General features: G+C 70.2%; 15 protein-coding genes. 3 read left to right on the top strand and 12 right to left on the bottom strand.

Translation table 11 applies throughout. From position 1 onward, the window contains the following. Positions 1-9: 9 nt before the first annotated feature. From cmr6 to IDM40_RS20745, 11 genes are all read right to left on the bottom strand, one after another. Positions 10-750 carry a type III-B CRISPR module RAMP protein Cmr6 gene (gene cmr6, locus IDM40_RS20795; RefSeq protein WP_193123703.1) on the bottom strand — a complete coding sequence of 247 codons (741 nt, stop codon included), beginning with the start codon at positions 748-750 and terminating at the stop codon, positions 10-12. A 247-nt stretch (positions 751-997) separates the two neighbouring features. Continuing rightward, positions 998-1,450, bottom strand: coding sequence for a type III-B CRISPR module-associated protein Cmr5 (gene cmr5 / locus IDM40_RS20790; RefSeq protein WP_193123702.1), 453 nt, complete (start codon positions 1,448-1,450; stop codon positions 998-1,000). Next, on the bottom strand, positions 1,447-2,319 hold the full coding sequence (gene cmr4, locus IDM40_RS20785; protein WP_193123701.1) for a type III-B CRISPR module RAMP protein Cmr4: 873 nt from the start codon (positions 2,317-2,319) through the stop codon (positions 1,447-1,449). The genes cmr5 and cmr4 overlap by 4 nt, the downstream gene beginning before the upstream one ends. Further along, a complete protein-coding gene (locus IDM40_RS20780; RefSeq protein ID WP_193123700.1) occupies positions 2,316-3,515 on the bottom strand; it encodes a type III-B CRISPR module-associated Cmr3 family protein in 1,200 nt (399 codons plus the stop codon). The genes cmr4 and IDM40_RS20780 overlap by 4 nt, the downstream gene beginning before the upstream one ends. Then, on the bottom strand, positions 3,512-5,485 hold the full coding sequence (locus IDM40_RS20775) for a Cas10/Cmr2 second palm domain-containing protein (RefSeq protein ID WP_193123699.1): 1,974 nt from the start codon (positions 5,483-5,485) through the stop codon (positions 3,512-3,514). Before IDM40_RS20775 ends, IDM40_RS20780 begins: the two co-directional genes overlap by 4 nt. A gap of 594 nt (positions 5,486-6,079) precedes the next feature. Next, positions 6,080-6,835, bottom strand: a complete 756-nt coding sequence (locus IDM40_RS20770) for a formylglycine-generating enzyme family protein (RefSeq protein WP_193123714.1) — start codon at positions 6,833-6,835, stop codon at positions 6,080-6,082. 26 nt (positions 6,836-6,861) lie between these two features. Next, on the bottom strand, positions 6,862-7,071 hold the full coding sequence (locus IDM40_RS20765; protein WP_193123698.1) for a hypothetical protein: 210 nt from the start codon (positions 7,069-7,071) through the stop codon (positions 6,862-6,864). Positions 7,072-7,170: 99 nt separating this feature from the next. Further along, complete coding sequence (locus IDM40_RS20760; protein ID WP_193123713.1) at positions 7,171-7,914, bottom strand: sirohydrochlorin chelatase; 744 nt, start codon at positions 7,912-7,914, stop codon at positions 7,171-7,173. 93 nt (positions 7,915-8,007) lie between these two features. After that, positions 8,008-8,706: a phosphoadenylyl-sulfate reductase gene (locus IDM40_RS20755; RefSeq protein ID WP_193123697.1), complete on the bottom strand. Its 699-nt coding sequence runs from the start codon at positions 8,704-8,706 to the stop codon at positions 8,008-8,010. Further along, positions 8,703-8,903, bottom strand: a complete 201-nt coding sequence (locus IDM40_RS20750; RefSeq protein WP_193123696.1) for a hypothetical protein — start codon at positions 8,901-8,903, stop codon at positions 8,703-8,705. Before IDM40_RS20750 ends, IDM40_RS20755 begins: the two co-directional genes overlap by 4 nt. 70 nt (positions 8,904-8,973) lie before the next feature. After that, the gene (locus IDM40_RS20745) at positions 8,974-10,665 is read right to left on the bottom strand and encodes a nitrite/sulfite reductase (RefSeq protein WP_193123695.1); all 1,692 of its coding nucleotides are present in this window, start codon (positions 10,663-10,665) and stop codon (positions 8,974-8,976) included. 412 nt (positions 10,666-11,077) lie between these two features. Here IDM40_RS20745 and IDM40_RS20740 point away from each other — a divergent pair, with 412 nt between their 5' ends. From IDM40_RS20740 to IDM40_RS20730, 3 genes are all read left to right on the top strand, one after another. After that, on the top strand, positions 11,078-12,088 hold the full coding sequence (locus IDM40_RS20740) for a YihY/virulence factor BrkB family protein (protein WP_193123694.1): 1,011 nt from the start codon (positions 11,078-11,080) through the stop codon (positions 12,086-12,088). A 426-nt stretch (positions 12,089-12,514) separates the two neighbouring features. Next, on the top strand, positions 12,515-13,942 hold the full coding sequence (locus IDM40_RS20735) for a hypothetical protein (protein WP_193123693.1): 1,428 nt from the start codon (positions 12,515-12,517) through the stop codon (positions 13,940-13,942). A 30-nt stretch (positions 13,943-13,972) separates the two neighbouring features. Next, on the top strand, positions 13,973-14,803 hold the full coding sequence (locus IDM40_RS20730; RefSeq protein ID WP_193123692.1) for a DNA primase: 831 nt from the start codon (positions 13,973-13,975) through the stop codon (positions 14,801-14,803). A 109-nt stretch (positions 14,804-14,912) separates the two neighbouring features. Here IDM40_RS20730 and IDM40_RS20725 read toward each other — a convergent pair whose 3' ends face one another. Next, positions 14,913-16,109 carry an MFS transporter gene (locus tag IDM40_RS20725; RefSeq protein WP_193123691.1) on the bottom strand — a complete coding sequence of 399 codons (1,197 nt, stop codon included), beginning with the start codon at positions 16,107-16,109 and terminating at the stop codon, positions 14,913-14,915. Positions 16,110-16,151: the final 42 nt, after the last annotated feature.

Genomic DNA, 16,151 nt, shown 5'->3' with positions numbered 1-16,151 from the left:
GCCGGTTTTCTACTGATTCCCAGTCACTGAGATCACCTCGGTGATGGTCAGGAACTGAACGGGCACCGGTTGGTGGTGTTCTCCCGGAAACACGTACTCGCCGCTGCGGTTCTCCGAGATGGTGTCGTCGTAATACGGCTTCTCGTGCGGGGTGAGCACGTCGACCGCCACCGTGGCGGGCTTGCCGTCGGGCAACGCATCAAGAAAGCGCACCTTGCCGAGGTTGTGCATCTCTTGCGCCGACCGCTTCTCTCCTTCCGCGAACAGCAGGTCCGTGCCGAAGACCTCCGGGTAGTTCTTGGTGAGCTTCGCGAGTTCCTCGGAACCCGCACCGCTGCCGTCGGTGTCAGCGACGCGCAGCTCGTCTCCACACACTCGGGCGAACGCCGAAGCGAGCCCTTTGAGCCCGGATCCCGGTATGACAGGCCAGCCATAGGTGCCGTGCAGGGCCATGCCGATCTCGTAGGCGTTCCCACGTTCACCGTGGCCGACGATCATCCGCCATTCGGGGCTGAGGCGGATTCGGATGACTGACTTGCCCTGTTTCTTTAGGCGGCGCATGGCGTGGCTCCGCCGGTCGGCTGCGTGCTTGAGGAGGTGGGTCTCCTGGCCGAGCCCGTGCGAGAAATCTTTGGCGTCCGTACCGGTGCCGTTGGGGCTCTGCGCCCACCGGAGCAAGGCCTGTTCTGCCTCTGGCGGAAGCTGCACAGAAGAACCATGGGCCTGCGCGAAGGCTGCCTGACGCAACACCACGAGAGAGTTCGCCTGCTCCAGCCCGGTGAGATCCTTGTTCCCGTGCTTGGCTTGAAGCCGAGGGCCTCGGCCCCTCTTCTCCTTCTGCTGTCCCTTGGTCGAGGCGTACCGGTCCGGGAGCTCCGCGAATTGGACCCAGAGGTGCTTCCCGAGAGGGCCTGCGGCAGAGAGGTGATCCTGAGATGTTTGGGATCCCCCGCTGCGCTCGCCGTTGTTCGCCGATCTGCGCGGGTGGCCGCGTGCTTCATCCACGTGCGGTGCCCCCCTGTGCTTCTTCGCCCGGCGTCACGGAGTCGGACAACCGCCGCATCCACATGAAGAGCATTGCGGCCTCGCGCGTGGCCAGTGCGTAGTACAGCGTGCTCATCTTGCCGAGTTGCTCAAGCACGGCCTGGTGCGGCACCGGACTGTTGTCCTCGAGCGGCTCGCTCTGGAGCTTGACGAAGCGCCGCTCGCACAGTCGGCGGACGATGGTCCGCGTGACGTCCGTGTAGGCATTCCGCAACTTCTCGCTGCTTGCCGTGTTCGCTCGTGCTGCGAGGAAGGCGTATGTGGCCGCGAGCCCGCTACTGCGCAGTTGCCCGGGGAGATGGCTGAATCGCGAACGCAGTTCTTGCGCGTACTCTTCACTCCCCGAAGGGATCAGGTCGACCGCCTTGGTCGCCATGGACTGATCGATGCGGGTGAAGGAGCTCATTCATCTCCTCCATCCACCACGTGGGTCCACATCAGACCCTTGCCGATACTCTCGTCCCCTCCGATCTGGTGCAGCTCGGTGCTGGACCCCCCGAGGAGCTCCTTCACGTTTGCCGCGTCTCGCAGCCCGAGGTCCTCATGGAGGGTCACGGTCGCGGCGAGCAAGCTCTCTGTGGGTAGGTACTCGCTATGGAACGGGCCCGCAGCAACGGTCTTGTATTTGTCGAGCTGGACCCGCACGCTCACCTCGGTGCTCTCCTCGACGAGCACCGACATCGCGTCACTGGGGACCAGGATCAGGTCTTCGTTCAACTTCTTCCCGATATGGGCGAAGGGCTCTTCATTGGGAAGGGCGTCCATACCGATCCGGTCGGCCCATTCGGACACCGACGTGCTCCCGCTCTCCTTGACCTGCATGCTGATGGGGCCGAGGACCTGCTCCCCCATCCAATGCTCGGCAGGGGCGTGGGCCTTGTCCGGATCCTTGGGGACCGGGAGGTCGAAGCGGAGGCCGAGGGCGCGGTACTTGCGGGCCAGACGCCCCAGAGCGACCGTCGACGTCACCCACGCGAAGGTACGGCGGAGAGTCGGCACCGGCATCGCCACGAGCTGGGCATCCCCGACAGACACGAGTCCGGGCGTCGTTGATCCACCGGGATTGGGAGCAGACCCGAAGCACCGTGTGAGTTCATCGTCGGTGAACCGCGCCTCCGCCGCGTTGCGCAACGCCCCTTTCAGGCTCTGCCCGTAGATCACCGGGTATCGCGAGTGTTTCTCCCGCTGGATCGGGAGGTCAATGTCTGCCTCGGCGTTGGACGCCCCCGCGTGCACGGGGGATTCGGCATAGAAGTAGATCAGTAGTTCTCTCACGTCCACGTCCCTGTCAGGATCAGTCCGAACCCGGCGGTGGCCAGCCGCCGTCCATCCGCGTCGTCGTTGCTCGTGTCTTCGCCCCACGCACGGCCGTGCGCGCGGGCAGCCCACGTCTTGGCCGCGTGCTCCCTGGCTTCGGGGGTCGCTCCGGAGAACTGCAGCAGGTAGACCGATCCGGCCGGTACCGCCCACTGCAGCCACGAGTATTCGAGCTCGCCCCGGCGGTCCACGCCCGAGCGAGCCACGTGCTGCGGGCCGTTCACGGCGGCCGAGACCAGTTCCGCACCGTCGGGGAGCTGTGGGCGCCACGTATTGCGCCACGCGCCGGTCTCGTCCTGACTGCGCCAGATGCCGGGGGTTGCCAAATAGACCAGGATTCTTCCGTCAGGGAATCTCTCGGGGCGCTCGGGTATGGACCGGGCGGGGTCGACATCGCACGTTTGCAGGTCAGCGATTCTTCCTGCGCCACCGAACCGGACAGAGGAGGAAGTCGGTGGGGTCGAACCCGGACGAAACTCACCCAGAGTGACGAATGCCCACTGCCTTTGGGCGTTCCTCGATGGGTCGGTTTCGCCCAACCGAAGAAACTCTGTCGCATACATGTGCGAGTGCAGGACCCGGCGCTCTTGGATCGCGATGCCTGTGCGGAGTTCCGTGACCAGGGGCTGGGGTGCCCCCGTGAGGTCACGGTCCTCGTGTGCTTCGCCGTGGAGGTACTTCTTGAGCGCAGCCTGTCCCCACCAGCGGTCCGCCGAGGGCTCACCGGCGTGTGTGCTGAGCATCCATTGCAACTTCAGTTCGGAACTGTCGAGGTCGGTCCGGGCAGCTGAGGGCTCCTCTGGTCGTAGGCGGTGCCACCTCCTGCTGTCCTTCTTGTCGGGGACCAGGTCGGCGGGCACAGGGAAATGCAGTGCCCACGGGCGTGTGCCCACCTTGAGCGCGAGCAGGGGTCCCCGGAGCGTTCTCGGTTCCTCCGAGCCCCCGGCGTCGCGCACCGCGGCCCCGACGGCACCCGCGACGGTGCTCGGCCACGGTTGACGGGTCCTGGCCGCACCGCCGGCACCGGCGGCGAAGGTTCGACCGTCGCGAACATGTACTGCGTCATGGGGGATGAGGGCCATCCAGCGCTCCACGGTCCGCTGCTCCTCCGGAACCAGAGCGGTGATCGGGTCGTGGTCGGCGGGAAAGGTCATCGCACATGCCTCCTGAGAAAGACCGCGACCCGGGATGCTGCGATCGGCACAGGCCCTTCGAAGCCCTCTTCCTGGGCCTTCTCGGACCGGCCCAGATCGAGCAACGCCCGGGCCTGGGACTCGTTGCCGTTGTGCCGTAGCACCAGCCGGGTCACTTCACCCCTGTAGAAAGCCCCAGCCCCTTCTTTGCCTCCGAGGTCGCTCAGCTCGGCACGTCCTGCCTTGAGATCGCCGATCAACCGCTGAGACAGCAACTGCCGTTTCTGCCCTTCGCCCTCGCTCTGGCCTTGGGGCATGAACGTGTTCAACGCCGCCAACGCGTCGTCGACGTGCGAGGTCGTCCACGGCCGCACCGTCTGAGCCCGCGCCCCCGATCCGGTGTCGTAACCGACCGCGACGGCGCTCTTGCCGTTCACGCTCTTGGCCTGCTCCAACAGCTCCCGCGCGCGCTCCACCGACAGGTGCAGTGGCGTTCCCTGGTGCACGAAGACCACCGCGGCGCTGATGGAGGTCGGGTTGGGGTCGCTGGAAAGGTCCTTCCCGTCCTCATCCCGCAGGACCGCGCGGCGGCAGTTGTCGGCCGCTTTGAGCGCTTCAGTAGCCGGCAGGAACGCCATGAGGTCGTCGCCGCCCGAGTAGACCGCGGCGCCCAGACGCTCGCAGATGTTCTTCCGGTGCCACTTGGAGAGGGTCGAGAGACGTTCGGAGATCTCACCGTGCTTCTGCTGGTAGGCGTTGGCCCCGAGGTGCTCGCCGAGGCTGTCGAGGTCGGCCACCAGAATGGCGAAGTACGGGTTGGGGTAGGAGCCCACCGCGTCGGCCAGAGCCTCGGCGGCCTTGTGCCCCTTTGCGACCGTGGACTCGAGTTTCCTGGCCGCGTCAACGGGATCGACCTTCTTGTCCTCGTCGACGGGATCGACAGCGGACCGGTCCGCGCCCGAACCGCGCATCCGGTGCTTCTGGACGAGGGTCTCGGCGTTCCAGGTCTCGGGTACGACCCACCAGCCGCCGTTGTGCACGAACCAGCGCTTGCGCTCGGCGCTCTTGTCGTCGCCGTTCTGGTGGCCCTCGAGGCCCTTCAGCGCGGGGACCGGGGCTTCGACGACGTCGTGTTCATCGTGGGGCATCACCCCGTGGGCGGCGTCGTAGAGCTCTTTGACCAAGTTCCTGATGCGCTCTTCGTCCCACCGCTCGAGGACCTTCGCGCGGTAGGGCGCGGTGGCGACGGCGGCGGTGGACGGGAACCCGAGCAGGCCGCGTTGACCTTTTTTGCCCTGCTGCAGCTTCGGGGGCAGCTTGCTGTCCGAGTGCCAGAGCCGCTTCAGCCACACCGCGGCCGAGAGCTCCTCGTGCTGCTCGTGATCGCGGGCCTCCGAGGGGCGGCGCAGTTCGGAGTGCCACCGAGGGGAGACCGCACACGGTGGCGGACCCCGACGGCCGCGTGGATCCCCGGAGTTGTTCGGGTCCGGGGGTGTGCGCTCGGGGAAGTCGAACGTGCGCACACGTTTGCGCGCGGCGAGCGTGGTCTGCGCGAGGTTCCACTGGGCGCGGTAGTCGCCCGCGGAGGCCGCGGCCACGGACCACATGATGTCCGGGAACCCCGGGGTCTCGGGTATCGCGCCGGTGCCCTCGAACAGGTCGCTGATCCACCCTCTCCACACCGCGCGCACGTGCTCGGCGGCCTCGTGCGCGTACTCGGCGCCCCGGCCCTCGGGTGCCAGCGCGACGATCCGGCTCGGGGTGTTGGGTGGATCAGCGGGGGAGGCGTCCGGGCCGACGGCTTCCTTCAGCGCGCTGGGCGACGGTATGACGAGCGTGCAGTCGTCCTCGGCGTTCAGTTTCTCGGCCGCCTGTTTGGCCAGCTCTGCGACGATCCTGCTGGCGTTGCCGAGGTCCGCGGTCGAGTGGGACTCGACGATGTACCGCTGGATACCGCCGAAGGCGAGCAGGATCAGATCATTTCGGCTCATGCACGTCCGTCTCGTGGGGGCGAAGCTCGTGGGGCGGGGACCGCATCCCGCCCACGCCCGGGCGGCCGGGGGAGGCCGCTGGACGTCGGGCGTGGGGCGGGACACGTCCTGGGGTGGAACGGGGCGCGGGGGACCACAGATGTCTCTCGGACACAGGAGGATCCGATGAATCCGGGGAACCCCGTGGGGTCCGGTCGCCGCACCGGGCCTGGGGCGGACCGGGGGTCAGGGGGAAGGCGCAGGGAGCCCCGTGGGCGCAGCCGACGCCGGGTGCACGGGCTGCGCCGGGGGTAAGAGGGGTCGCTGGGAGGAGCGGGGCGCGGCGGTGGGGGCTGAGCTCCGCCGTTCGGGCACTCGTCCTCCTCGGGAACGCGTCAGGAACGCACAAGCGGTGTGTGCAAGGGGATGCGGGGCGATCGTGGGGGCGCCGCCGCTCTGCGCCACGGTAGCAACACGGGGTGCGATGTGGGACCGGAACCCCCGTGTGGGGGCCGTTTCCGGCCACTTGCGGCAACCCGGTGGTGCAAGAGGCCCGGGATGTGCAATGAGGCCGCCGTGGCTCAGCTCCCGGGAGGGGCCCAGCACCGTCCCGGATCAGAGGGAACGCGCGACCCGGAAACCGAGGTCGTCGATGCGCAGTGTCGGATGGCTCTTGCGCCGGGCAGATGCCTGGCACCCCCAGTGGCGGTCGTTCCACCCGCCGCCACGGAAGACCCGGTAGGGGCCGTACACGCGCGGGTCGTAGAAGTCCCAGCACCATTCCCACACGTTCCCGATCATGTCGTGCAGGCCCCACGCGTTCGGCTCGCGTCCGCCGACCCCTTGAGGCCGCCCGCCGGAGTTCTTCCGGTGCCAGGCGATCGTGTCGAGGTCGCCGTACCTGACAGCCGAGTCCCCGGCCCGGCATGCGTGCTCCCACTCGGCCTCGGTGGGAAGACGGTAGCCGCCGGCGTCGGGGTCGGACCGCACGTCCTCACCATCGGGGCCCCGGCCCCGGCCGGAGGTCCCGTAACAGGGCTCCAGTCCGTGTGCGTGCGACAGCAGGTCGCAGAAGCGCAGGGAATCGAACCACGACACCTCCGTGATCGGAACCCCGTCTCCGGGCCCCGTCTCCTCGTCCCGATCGCCCGAGAACGGGTGGCCGGAGCCCCGACGGTCCGGCACCTGCTGAACGGGCTCGTCACCGTGCGCCTGGGACACCCGTCCCGACACCGCCCGCTCCATCACTTCCCGGTACAGGCCGCGTGTCACCGGCACCGCCGCCAGAGCGAACGGTCGGACCTCCACCTCCCACGCGGTCCCGGCCCTGCGGTCCTGCAGGGCGACCTCACCCGCGGGAACCGCCACCATCGACGGCATGGGGAGACCGTTCCCGTTCATCGGTCGCCCGCCCACATCTCTTCACGCGTGTGGATCGGCTCCTGCCCTGCCCCGGCCTCGTCCCAGACATGCGCGGCCTCGGCGTCGTCTCGTTCCTCGAGGAGGCCTGCCTCTGTGAGGCGCCTGTCGCGCGCGAACCGTCCCGAGGAAGCCGATACGGATCCGGAGAGCTTGCGTCCGGACGCCGGGCCGTTCTCGGCTTCCACCCCTGTCACGTCCATGAGGGGTCCCGCCTCTCGTGCCGTCGCGCCACGTGTACTGAGGAGTGTCCTCGCACGTGCTGGAGAACGCCGGGGCCCGCCCGATCACACCGTCGCGTGACGGGCCGCCACGGCCGCGTCGTAGCGGTCCAGCACCACCCGGGCGAGCTCGGGCACGTCCCCCAGGGCGTCGGCCACGACCGATGCCCCGGCCTCGGTCGCCTGCTTGCGCACCCGGTCGGAGAAGAAGCCGGGCGCGAGCAGGTAGCCCGACACCGCGACCCGCTCCGCGCCGCGTGCGCGCAGCTCGGCCACGGCCTCCCCGGGCGTGGGGGAGGCGGCGGAGGCGAAGGCCGGGACCACCTCGCGCCAGGGGCCCCGCCCGGCCAGCTCCCGGGCCATGGCGGCGATGGTCGCGTTGGCCTCCGGGTCGCTGGACCCGGCCGAGGCCAGCACCAGCGCCGTGTCGGGCGACGGCGACGCCCCCGCCTCGGACAGGCGCCGTTCCACCGCCTCCAGCAGCAGCGGGTGCGGGCCCAGGGTGTCGGCGTAGTGCACCCGTACACCCAGACCCCGCTCGCGGGCCCCCGCCAGCACCTCCGGCAGGTCCACCTTGCTGTGGAAGGCCGCGGTCAACAGCGTCGGCAGCACCACGGCCTCCCCGGCACCCTCGGCGTCCAACGCGGCCAGCGCGTCCTCGGTGCTGGGGGCGACATGGTCCAGGTAGGAGACGCGCACGTCCAGGCCGGGCCGCAAGGCCCGCACCCGGTCGAACAGCGCGGCCACCGCCCGGGCCGAGCGCGGGTCCCTGCTGCCGTGCGCGACGGCCAGCAGCGTCGGAGTGCTCATCGTCGTGTCGGGCGCCCCTGCGGCCGGGGCGCCCTGCTCCTTCCTCGTCACCGCTGTCATCCCCCTGCGCCGGCCACCCGTTCGGCCGGCTGTTCACACGTGGATGCCGCACTCGGTCTTGCCCGTGCCGGCCCACCGGCCGCTGCGCGGGTCCTCGCCGGGCTCCACCCGCCGCGTGCAGGGCTCGCAGCCGATGGACGGGAACCCGTCGTCCTGCAGCGGGTTGACCAGCACACCGTGGTCGGCCATGTAGGTGTCCACGTCGTCCTGCGTCCAGCGTGCGATCGGGTTGACCTTGGTCATCTTCCGCTTCGGGTCCCACTGCACGACCGGGGTCTCGCGGCGGGTCACCGAGTCCTCGCGTCGCAGGCCCGTCAGCCACGCCGAGTAGGGCTCCAGCGCCCGCTGCAAGGGCTCGACCTTGCGCAGGTGGCAGCAGATCTCCGGGTTGCGCCCGAACAGGCGCGGGCCCAGGGCGGCGTCCTGCTCGGGCACCGTGCGCCGCGGCTCCACGGTCACCAGGTTGATGTCGTAGATGGAGTCCACGGCGTCGCGGGTCCCGATGGTCTCCGCGAAGTGGTACCCGGTGTCGAGGAAGATGACGTCGATCCCGGGCACCTGCCGGGAGGCCAGGTCCACCATGAGCGCGTCGGCCATGGAGGAGGTCATGCACAGGCCCTCGCCGAAGGTCTCCGCGGCCCAGACGATGATCTCCTGGGCGGAGGCCTCCTCCAGCTCACGGGCGGCCCGCTCGGCGTGCTCGGGCCCGCCCACAGGGGTGTGCGTGTTCATGCTTCGCCTTCCGTCGGTCGGGAGGGGGAACTGCCGAACGAGGCCGAACGCAGGCCCACGTAGGTCACCCGGAACACCCGGGCGCACGCGAGGCAGGACCACGGGTAACCCTGGCCCTTGACGCCGGCGCCCTCCTCGGGGACCAGGTCCTCGTCACCGCAGTAGGGGCAGTAGTGGGGCGCGGCCCTCTCGGACATGGCGCACCTCATTCCATCGCAGAGTCGGTGGCGGGCGGCGCCTCACGGTGGCGCCGCCCGCACAGCAGGGCTACTTGAGGTCGTCGTCCTCGGCGCGGGCGGCCCAGGCGGCGAAGGTCTCGTCCTTCTCCTTCTGGTCCTTGAACCGGCGCAGCACCCGCTCGACGTAGTCGGGAAGGTCCTCGGCGGTGGTCTTCAACCCGCGGACCTTCTTGCCGAAGCTGTTGGTCAGGCCCATGCCCCCGCCCAGGTGGATCTGGTACCCCTCCACCTGCTCGCCGTTCTCGTCCATCACGAGCTGGCCCTTGAGGCCGATGTCGGCGACCTGGATCCGGGCGCAGGAGTTCGGGCACCCGTTGACGTTGATGCTCAGCGGCTCGTCGAAGTCGGGGAGGCGCTTCTCCAGCTCGTCGATGAGCGTGGCGGCCCGGTCCTTGGTCTCGACGATGGCGAGCTTGCAGAACTCGATACCGGTGCAGGCCATCGTCTGGCGGCGGAAGGTGCTCGGGTTGACCTCGTAACCCTCCGTCTCGAGGTCGGCCGTGATCGCCGCTGTGTCGTCTGCGTCGATGTCCAGGATCACGAGCTTCTGGTCGGCGGTCGTGCGGATCCGGTCCGACCCGTGGGTCTCGGCGATCTCGGCCACGCGCAGCAGCGAGGTGCCGGTGACACGGCCGACCTTCGGTGCGAAACCGACGTAGAACTTGCCGTCGCGCTGGGGACGCACACCCACGTGGTCGCGCCGCAGGCCCTCGTCCAGCTCCGGGCCGGGCCCGTCCGGAAGGCTGTAGCCCAGGTACTCGTTCTCCAGCACCTCGCGGAACTTCTCCGCGCCCCACTCCTTGATGAGGAACTTGATGCGCGCGCGGGTGCGCAGGCGCCGGAACCCGTAGTCCCGGAAGACCGAGCAGACCCCGGCCCACACCTCGCTCACCTGGTCGGGGCGCACGAACGTGCCCAGACGCTTGGCGAACATGGGGTTGGTGGAGAGCCCGCCGCCCACGAACAGGTCGTAGCCGGTCTCGCCGTTCTCGTTGCGCACGCCCACGAAGGCGACGTCGTTGATCTCGTGATTGACGCAGTGCGTTGTGCAGCCCGAGATGGAGGACTTGAACTTGCGCGGCAGGTTCGAGTACAGGGGGCTGCCGATGTGGTCCTCGTAGATCTGCTCGATCTGCGGGCTCGCGTCGAGGATTTCCTCCTCGGCCACACCGGCCAGGGGGCAGCCGAGGATGACACGGGGCGTGTCACCGCAGGCCTCGGTCGTGGACAGCCCGACCGCCTCGAGTTTCTCCCAGATCGCCGGAACGTCCTCTACGCGGATCCAGTGGTACTGGACGTTCTGCCGGTCGGTGATGTCGGCGGTGTCGCGCGCGTAGTCGCGGGAGATCTCGGCGACGGCGCGCAGCTGGGCGGCGGAGAGCTGCCCGCCGTCGATGCGCACACGCATCATGAAGTAGCGGTCGTCGAGCTCCTCCGGCTCGAGCACGGCCGTCTTGCCGCCGTCGATGCCCGGGGCGCGCTGGGTGTAGAGGCCGAACCAGCGGAACCGGCCCCGCAGGTCGGCGGGGTCGATCGAGTCGAACCCGGCCTTGGAGTAGACGTTGATGATCCGATCGCGGACGTTGAGCCCGTCGTCGTTCTTCTTGTTCTCCTCGTTCTTGTTGAGCGGCTCACGGTAGCCGAGGGCCCACTGGCCCTCGCCGCGGCGTCGCCTGGCCTTGGTGGGGGCGTTGCCGGTCTGCGCGGAAGAGGGAGGCATCGCGGGTGTCTCCGAAAGAATCGCGGGGAGCTCGCGACCCGTGCGCCCGCACCACCGGCCCGTATCCGCGAGCGCACGCCGTCGTGCGAGATCGGTACGGGAGAGAACCACGGTGAGTGGGAGTCGAGGAAGAGCAGGCGCCGGGGGCCGCGCGCACCCCTGTGTCGTGGGTGCGTCACACAGTGCGGCGAAATCAACCGACGCTGCGACAGATGGCGCTGCGGACCCGCTGAAAGTCCACGTGGCGGCGCACGCAGAGCATGGGATCCAGAGCAGCGATCATGCCTGTGAGAATGGCACGCTGTCGGCACCGTTGTCCAGATGTGGCCGCCTCCCCGCGCGCGTGAGTCACATCACCCCGCTGTGTCGCCCGCCCCGCCCCGCACGTCGGCTGGGGGTTACCGTTTTCCCCGTGGAGGGATTCTGGGAAGGCCTGTGGCGCTGGTGGTTCGCATGGCAGCACCGGCACCCGCGGCTCGACGGCGCGGGGTTGCTCGCCGTGCGCACGATCCGTTCCATGGCCCGCAACCGCATCATCGGGCTGGCGGCCGAGTCGGCCTTCTTCACGCTCATCTCCCTGCCGGCCCTGCTGCTGTGCCTGGTGGGCGCGATCGCCTCGCTGTCCGCGGTCGTGGGCCGCGACACCGTCGAGGAGATCCGGGTGTGGATCCTGGACCTCACGGCCCGGGTGCTGACCCCGGAGACGGTCACCGAGGTCGTCGAGCCGCTCGTCGACGACTTCCTCGGCGGGTTCCAGGGCGGGCTGCTCTCGGTGACGTTCCTGATCTCGCTCTGGTCGGGCTCGCGCGCGATGAACGTCTTCATCCGCTCCATCACGATCTCCTACGGCCTCGACGAACTCCGCGGCTGGCTGGCCCAGCGCCTGCTCGCGTTCGTCGCCTATCTGGGCGGGCTCGTCTTCGCCCTGCTGGTGCTGCCGATCCTGGTGGCCGGACCCAACCTGATCCAGGACCTGTTGCCGTTCATGGCCGGGCGCCTGCGCCTGTTCTACTGGCCGACGGTCGCGCTGCTGGCCACGGCCGGGGTCACCTTCCTCTACGTGCTCAGCGTCCCGGTGCGCACACCCCTGCGACGTCACCTGCCGGGGGCCCTGCTGGCCACGGTCGTGCTCATGCTGGGGTCGGCCGCCCTGCGCGCCTACCTGGACGCCTCCCTGGGGCAGGTGAACATCTACGGATCCCTGGCCGCGCCCATCGCGATCCTGGCGTGGCTGTTCGTCATGGCGTTCGCGGTGCTGGCCGGTTCGTGCCTCAACTCCGAGATCGACGCGATGTGGCCCACCGTGCGCACCGCCGCGGCCCGGGCCGAAATCGCCAACCGGGGCTTCGAACGCGCCGACCGCCTGGCCCGTCGCAGGGAACAGGCGGTCATCGAGGTCTTCGGGGAACACCGGTCACCTTGAGCACGTACGGCCCCGTAGGGGGCCTCGGGGCGGGACGGGTGGTCCCCGGCGGGGCCCAGGGGGCGCCGCGTGGCCGGATCCGGCCATTTTGGTTGTGAACCAATTGCGGTCCGAGCGTGTCCACACCAGCGTCGGCAGGGTCGGGGCGGGCCCCGCGTATCCGGCTCTGCGGACGTCTTACCTGGTCAGAAAAGGGAGAGCCGAAAACCGTGCGGACATTTCATGATTGCTGTCCGATTCCCGGGTTCGGGAAGGGCCTGAGAGGCAGGAGCCGACGTCAGTATGATCGCCTGGTGCGTCGACTCCGCGATTCGCACCACCGATGTGTGGTGACCCCCTGATTCCTGGCCGCGCAGAGGCGCAGACCGACGATCCCCGTCAGCCGTACACGAACAGGTCCACGTTCCCCATGCCTTCGGAGGCACCATGAGCCGGGCGTCCCGTCCGGGGCAGACCCGGCCCACCGCCGTCATCGTCATCGCACCCGACGAACGCAGCGCCGAGATCCACATCGACGGGCACCGCCAGGTCGTCACGGGCCAGGTCCCCAAGGACACCAGGCGCGCGGCCCTCGACACCGCGACCGAACACGCGGCGAGGATCGGCCTGCCGGTGCTCATCGACGCACGCGACGCGAACGGCTACTGGAGACTGGTCGCCACCCCCGACGGCGTCGTGCAGTCCGCCGACCACCCCGGGACCGAGGAACCCCTGCCCCCGCAGCCGGGCACCGACCCCTCCGGCGGGCGGACCGGACGCGGCCTGATCATCGCCGGAGCGGCGGCGGTCGCCCTCGCCCTCGTGGCCGGCGTCGGGGTCGCCAGCTGGCAGCTGTTGCCCCTGGGCGGTGCACCCCAGGCCGAGGAGAGCGACGACGCGGTCCTGGAACACCCGGCCCCGGTCGGCTTCACCGACTCCGTCGTCTTCGACCACGCGCTGGCCCCCGGCACGCTGCCCGGCATCAGCCGCGACGGCGAGCAGCTCGCGTTCGTGGGCCCCGACGAGAGGCTCAACCTCCTGGCGGCCGACGGGACCCGGGAATGGGCCGCCGACCTTCCCGTGGGCGGCGCCGAAGTCATCGGGGCGCCCCGTTTCGTCGTCTACGACGGTGAACCGGCCGTGGTCCTGGAGACCTCCGAGGAACTGCTGTTCTGGCCCACCGGCGGCGGCGCGCACGAGACCGTCCCCCTCGGCTCCGAGGCCTCGCCCCAGTACGTGGGCGGGTCGGTGCTGGTGCGCTCCGACGAGGAACGCCTGGTGGCCTCCGGCGGCGAGCTCGTCGAGGTCGATTTGCCCGACGGCGGCGGCGCCATGCTGGCCGACGGCGACCGTGTCCTGGTCGCGACCGCCAACGGCCCGTGGAGCTGGGTCGACCTCGAGGGGCAGACCGAGGAGGTCGACCCCCGCCGCCCCGACGAGGCCGGGGAGATGCTCGGCATCGTCACCGCGCTGCGCGAGTACGTCATCATCCGCTGGGAGGCGCTGCGCGGAGACGGAGAGTACCTGGCCTTCCACGACAGCGAGACCGGCGAGTCGGTCGGCGGCGCCGAGATCGCCGAGGGCGACCTCGAGGACGCCGCGCACAGCTCCGGACCCATCGGTTCCGAACTGCTCGCCTACGGCCCGGTCGTGGTGAACCCGGGCAGCGGCGACTCGGCCGTCGTGGACGGTTTCGAACCCACCGTCTCGGCCGGCCCCCGGGTCTACGGCGAACTCACCGGTTCCACCGTCGCGGTCGACGCCGGCGGTGAGCCGGTCGACCTGGAGGAGGGCGCCCAAGCACCGTCCGGCCTCCTCGGTGAGAACGCCGTCGTGGTCCACGAGGACCACCTCTATGCCATCCCCCCTCAATGAATCACCCCCGATGAGAAAGAAAGGAGTGGGATGTCTCCGAAGAAGCGCGTGTTGACCGTGACGGCGGCAGGCCTGTTCATGGCGGGTTTCTCCGTCAGCCCGGCCTTCGCCGACGTGGTGGACGAGAACGCCCCTGAGGCGCCTGAGGCCGCCCCCGACGCCCCTGTGGCGCCGGAGGAGGAGCAGGAGCAGCAGGAGTCGGAAGGCCTCCTTCCGGAGGTCCCGGTCGAGGAGGACCCCGTGTCCCTCCCGGCCGTGGAGCTCGACCTGGATCTCCCCCCGCTCTTCCCCGAGCCGGAGGAGCCGGAGGTTCCCGAGGAGCCCGAGGTCCCCGAGGACCCCGAGTTCCCGCCGGAGGAGCCCCCGGGTGAGGACCCGCCGGAGGACCCCGAGTTCCCGCCGGAGGAGCCTGAGGACCCGGAGTTCCCGCCCGAGGACCCGCCCGGTGAGGACCCGGGTGACCCCGGGGATCCTGAGGACCCCGAGGACCCGGAAGACCCGGAGGACCCCGAGGATCCTGAGGACCCGGAAGACCCCGAGGATCCTGAGGACCCCGAGGACCCGGAGGAGCCGGGTGACCCCGAGGACCCGCCGCCCGGCGAGGAGCCCCCGGGTGAGGAGCCGCCCGGCGACGACATCCAGGTGCCGGGTGCTCCCGGCCCGGCGCCCGAGGCCCCGGCCGAGGGCGGCGGCGAGGACACCGGCGGCGACGAGTCCGGCGACGACGGTGACGAGGGCGGCGAGGAACTCGCTGCCACCGGCGCCGACATGCAGGGCTTCGTTCTCGGCGGTGCTGTCGTGACGGGTATCGGTGCGCTGGCCCTGTGGGCCGGCTCCCGCCGTCCGGCGCCCGTGGAGTAACACCCACGGTGGACCCGTGCGCCCGCGGTGCACGGTGTCTCACGGGCCTCCGGCCGTTCGCGGTCGGGGGCCCGTCCCGTGTCCGGGCGGAGCCCGGCCGCACGGGCGGTCAGCCGCGCGGGCGCAGCGCCCCCGCCAACAGGAACGCCGCGGCCCCCGCGGCGGAGATCAGCCAGAGCGCCTGGCCCAGCGACGTCGCGTCGGCGAGCACACCCACGGCCGGAGGGAAGGCGAGGAAGCCCGCGCGCCCCAACCAGCCCACGATCGTGACCCCGTCCCCGGCGCGCACCCCGGGCACGTTCCCGGCCGCCGCCAAGGTGAGTGGGAAGAGCGTGGCCACGCCCAGGCCCATGATCCCGAAACCCACGACCGCGGCCACCGGGTGGGACAGCACCAGGGCCAGCCCCATGCCGCCCGCTGCCAACAGCCCGCCGGCGCGGCCCACGGCCACCGCCCCGAACCGGTCCGTGACCCGGTCGCCGAGCAGCCGCCCGATCGTCATCATCGCCTGGCACGCCACGAACGGCAGCGCGGCGACGAACAGCGACGCCGACAGTTCCGAGGTCAGGTAGACCGCGCCCCACGAGGCGGCCGAGTCCTCGATCCCGCTCGCGAACATCAACAGCAGCCCCAGCGCCGCCAACAGCACCAGGGTGCGCACGCCGGGCCGTGCCCCGCGCCCGCCGTTGCCGTCGGTGCCCTCGGAGCGCTCACTGTCCTCGGGCCCGGGCAGAAGCATCCGGCTCACCACGACGTTCACCGCGAGCAGCACGACCGAGACCCCGCCCAGGTGCAGCAGGATCGGGGTGCCCGACCCCGCCATCGCCGCGCCCAGAAGCCCGCCGCCGACCGCGGCCAGGCTCCACACGGCGTGGAAGGTGTTGATGATGCTGCGCCGGTACCTCAGCTGCACCCGCAACCCGTGTGCGTTCTGGGCCGAGTCCGTCCAGGCGTCGGCGCACCCGAGGAAGAACAGGGTCGTGGCGAGCATCCACCACTCCTGCGCCAGCGCCACGACGGGAAGCGCTCCCAACGACAGCAGGCTGCTGCCCACCGCCGTGCGCCCGCTCCCGAACCGGTGGATGAGGGGGCCGGCGAGCATCCCCGTCAGGATCGCCCCCGTGGGCATGGCCGCGATCGCCAGCCCCAGCTCGGCGTTGCCCAACCCCAGGCGGTCCTTGATCACGGGTAGCCAGGGCACCACGTTGGTGTAGGTGAACCCGTTGATGAAGAAGAGGGACGAGACCGCCAGGCGGGCCCTTCTTGCCTCCGGGGGAGCGGTGGCGGGGATGGGGATGCGGGTCACGCGGCGCCTCCAGTGGCGTGTGTCGGTGCGCGCCGGATCCTA

The sequence above is a fragment of the Nocardiopsis coralli genome (genome assembly GCF_014892575.1).
Classification (GTDB): Bacteria; Actinomycetota; Actinomycetes; order Streptosporangiales; family Streptosporangiaceae; genus Nocardiopsis; species Nocardiopsis coralli.
The sequence above is the reverse complement of the archived record's forward strand: the minus strand, read 5'-3'. Positions and strand labels throughout refer to the sequence as shown.

Bases quoted from the DNA above. Each gene is read 5' to 3' on its own strand.
- IDM40_RS20735 (WP_193123693.1), top strand. From the start codon at position 12,515: ATGAGCCGGGCGTCCCGTCCGGGGCAGACCCGGCCCACCGCCGTCATC.
- IDM40_RS20770 (WP_193123714.1), bottom strand. From the start codon at position 6,835: ATGGTGGCGGTTCCCGCGGGTGAGGTCGCCCTGCAGGACCGCAGGGCC.
- IDM40_RS20730 (WP_193123692.1), top strand. From the start codon at position 13,973: ATGTCTCCGAAGAAGCGCGTGTTGACCGTGACGGCGGCAGGCCTGTTC.
- IDM40_RS20780 (WP_193123700.1), bottom strand. From the start codon at position 3,515: ATGACCTTTCCCGCCGACCACGACCCGATCACCGCTCTGGTTCCGGAG.
- IDM40_RS20750 (WP_193123696.1), bottom strand. From the start codon at position 8,903: ATGTCCGAGAGGGCCGCGCCCCACTACTGCCCCTACTGCGGTGACGAG.
- IDM40_RS20755 (WP_193123697.1), bottom strand. From the start codon at position 8,706: ATGAACACGCACACCCCTGTGGGCGGGCCCGAGCACGCCGAGCGGGCC.
- cmr5 (WP_193123702.1), bottom strand. From the start codon at position 1,450: ATGAGCTCCTTCACCCGCATCGATCAGTCCATGGCGACCAAGGCGGTC.
- IDM40_RS20775 (WP_193123699.1), bottom strand. From the start codon at position 5,485: ATGAGCCGAAATGATCTGATCCTGCTCGCCTTCGGCGGTATCCAGCGG.
- IDM40_RS20760 (WP_193123713.1), bottom strand. From the start codon at position 7,914: ATGAGCACTCCGACGCTGCTGGCCGTCGCGCACGGCAGCAGGGACCCG.
- IDM40_RS20745 (WP_193123695.1), bottom strand. From the start codon at position 10,665: ATGCCTCCCTCTTCCGCGCAGACCGGCAACGCCCCCACCAAGGCCAGG.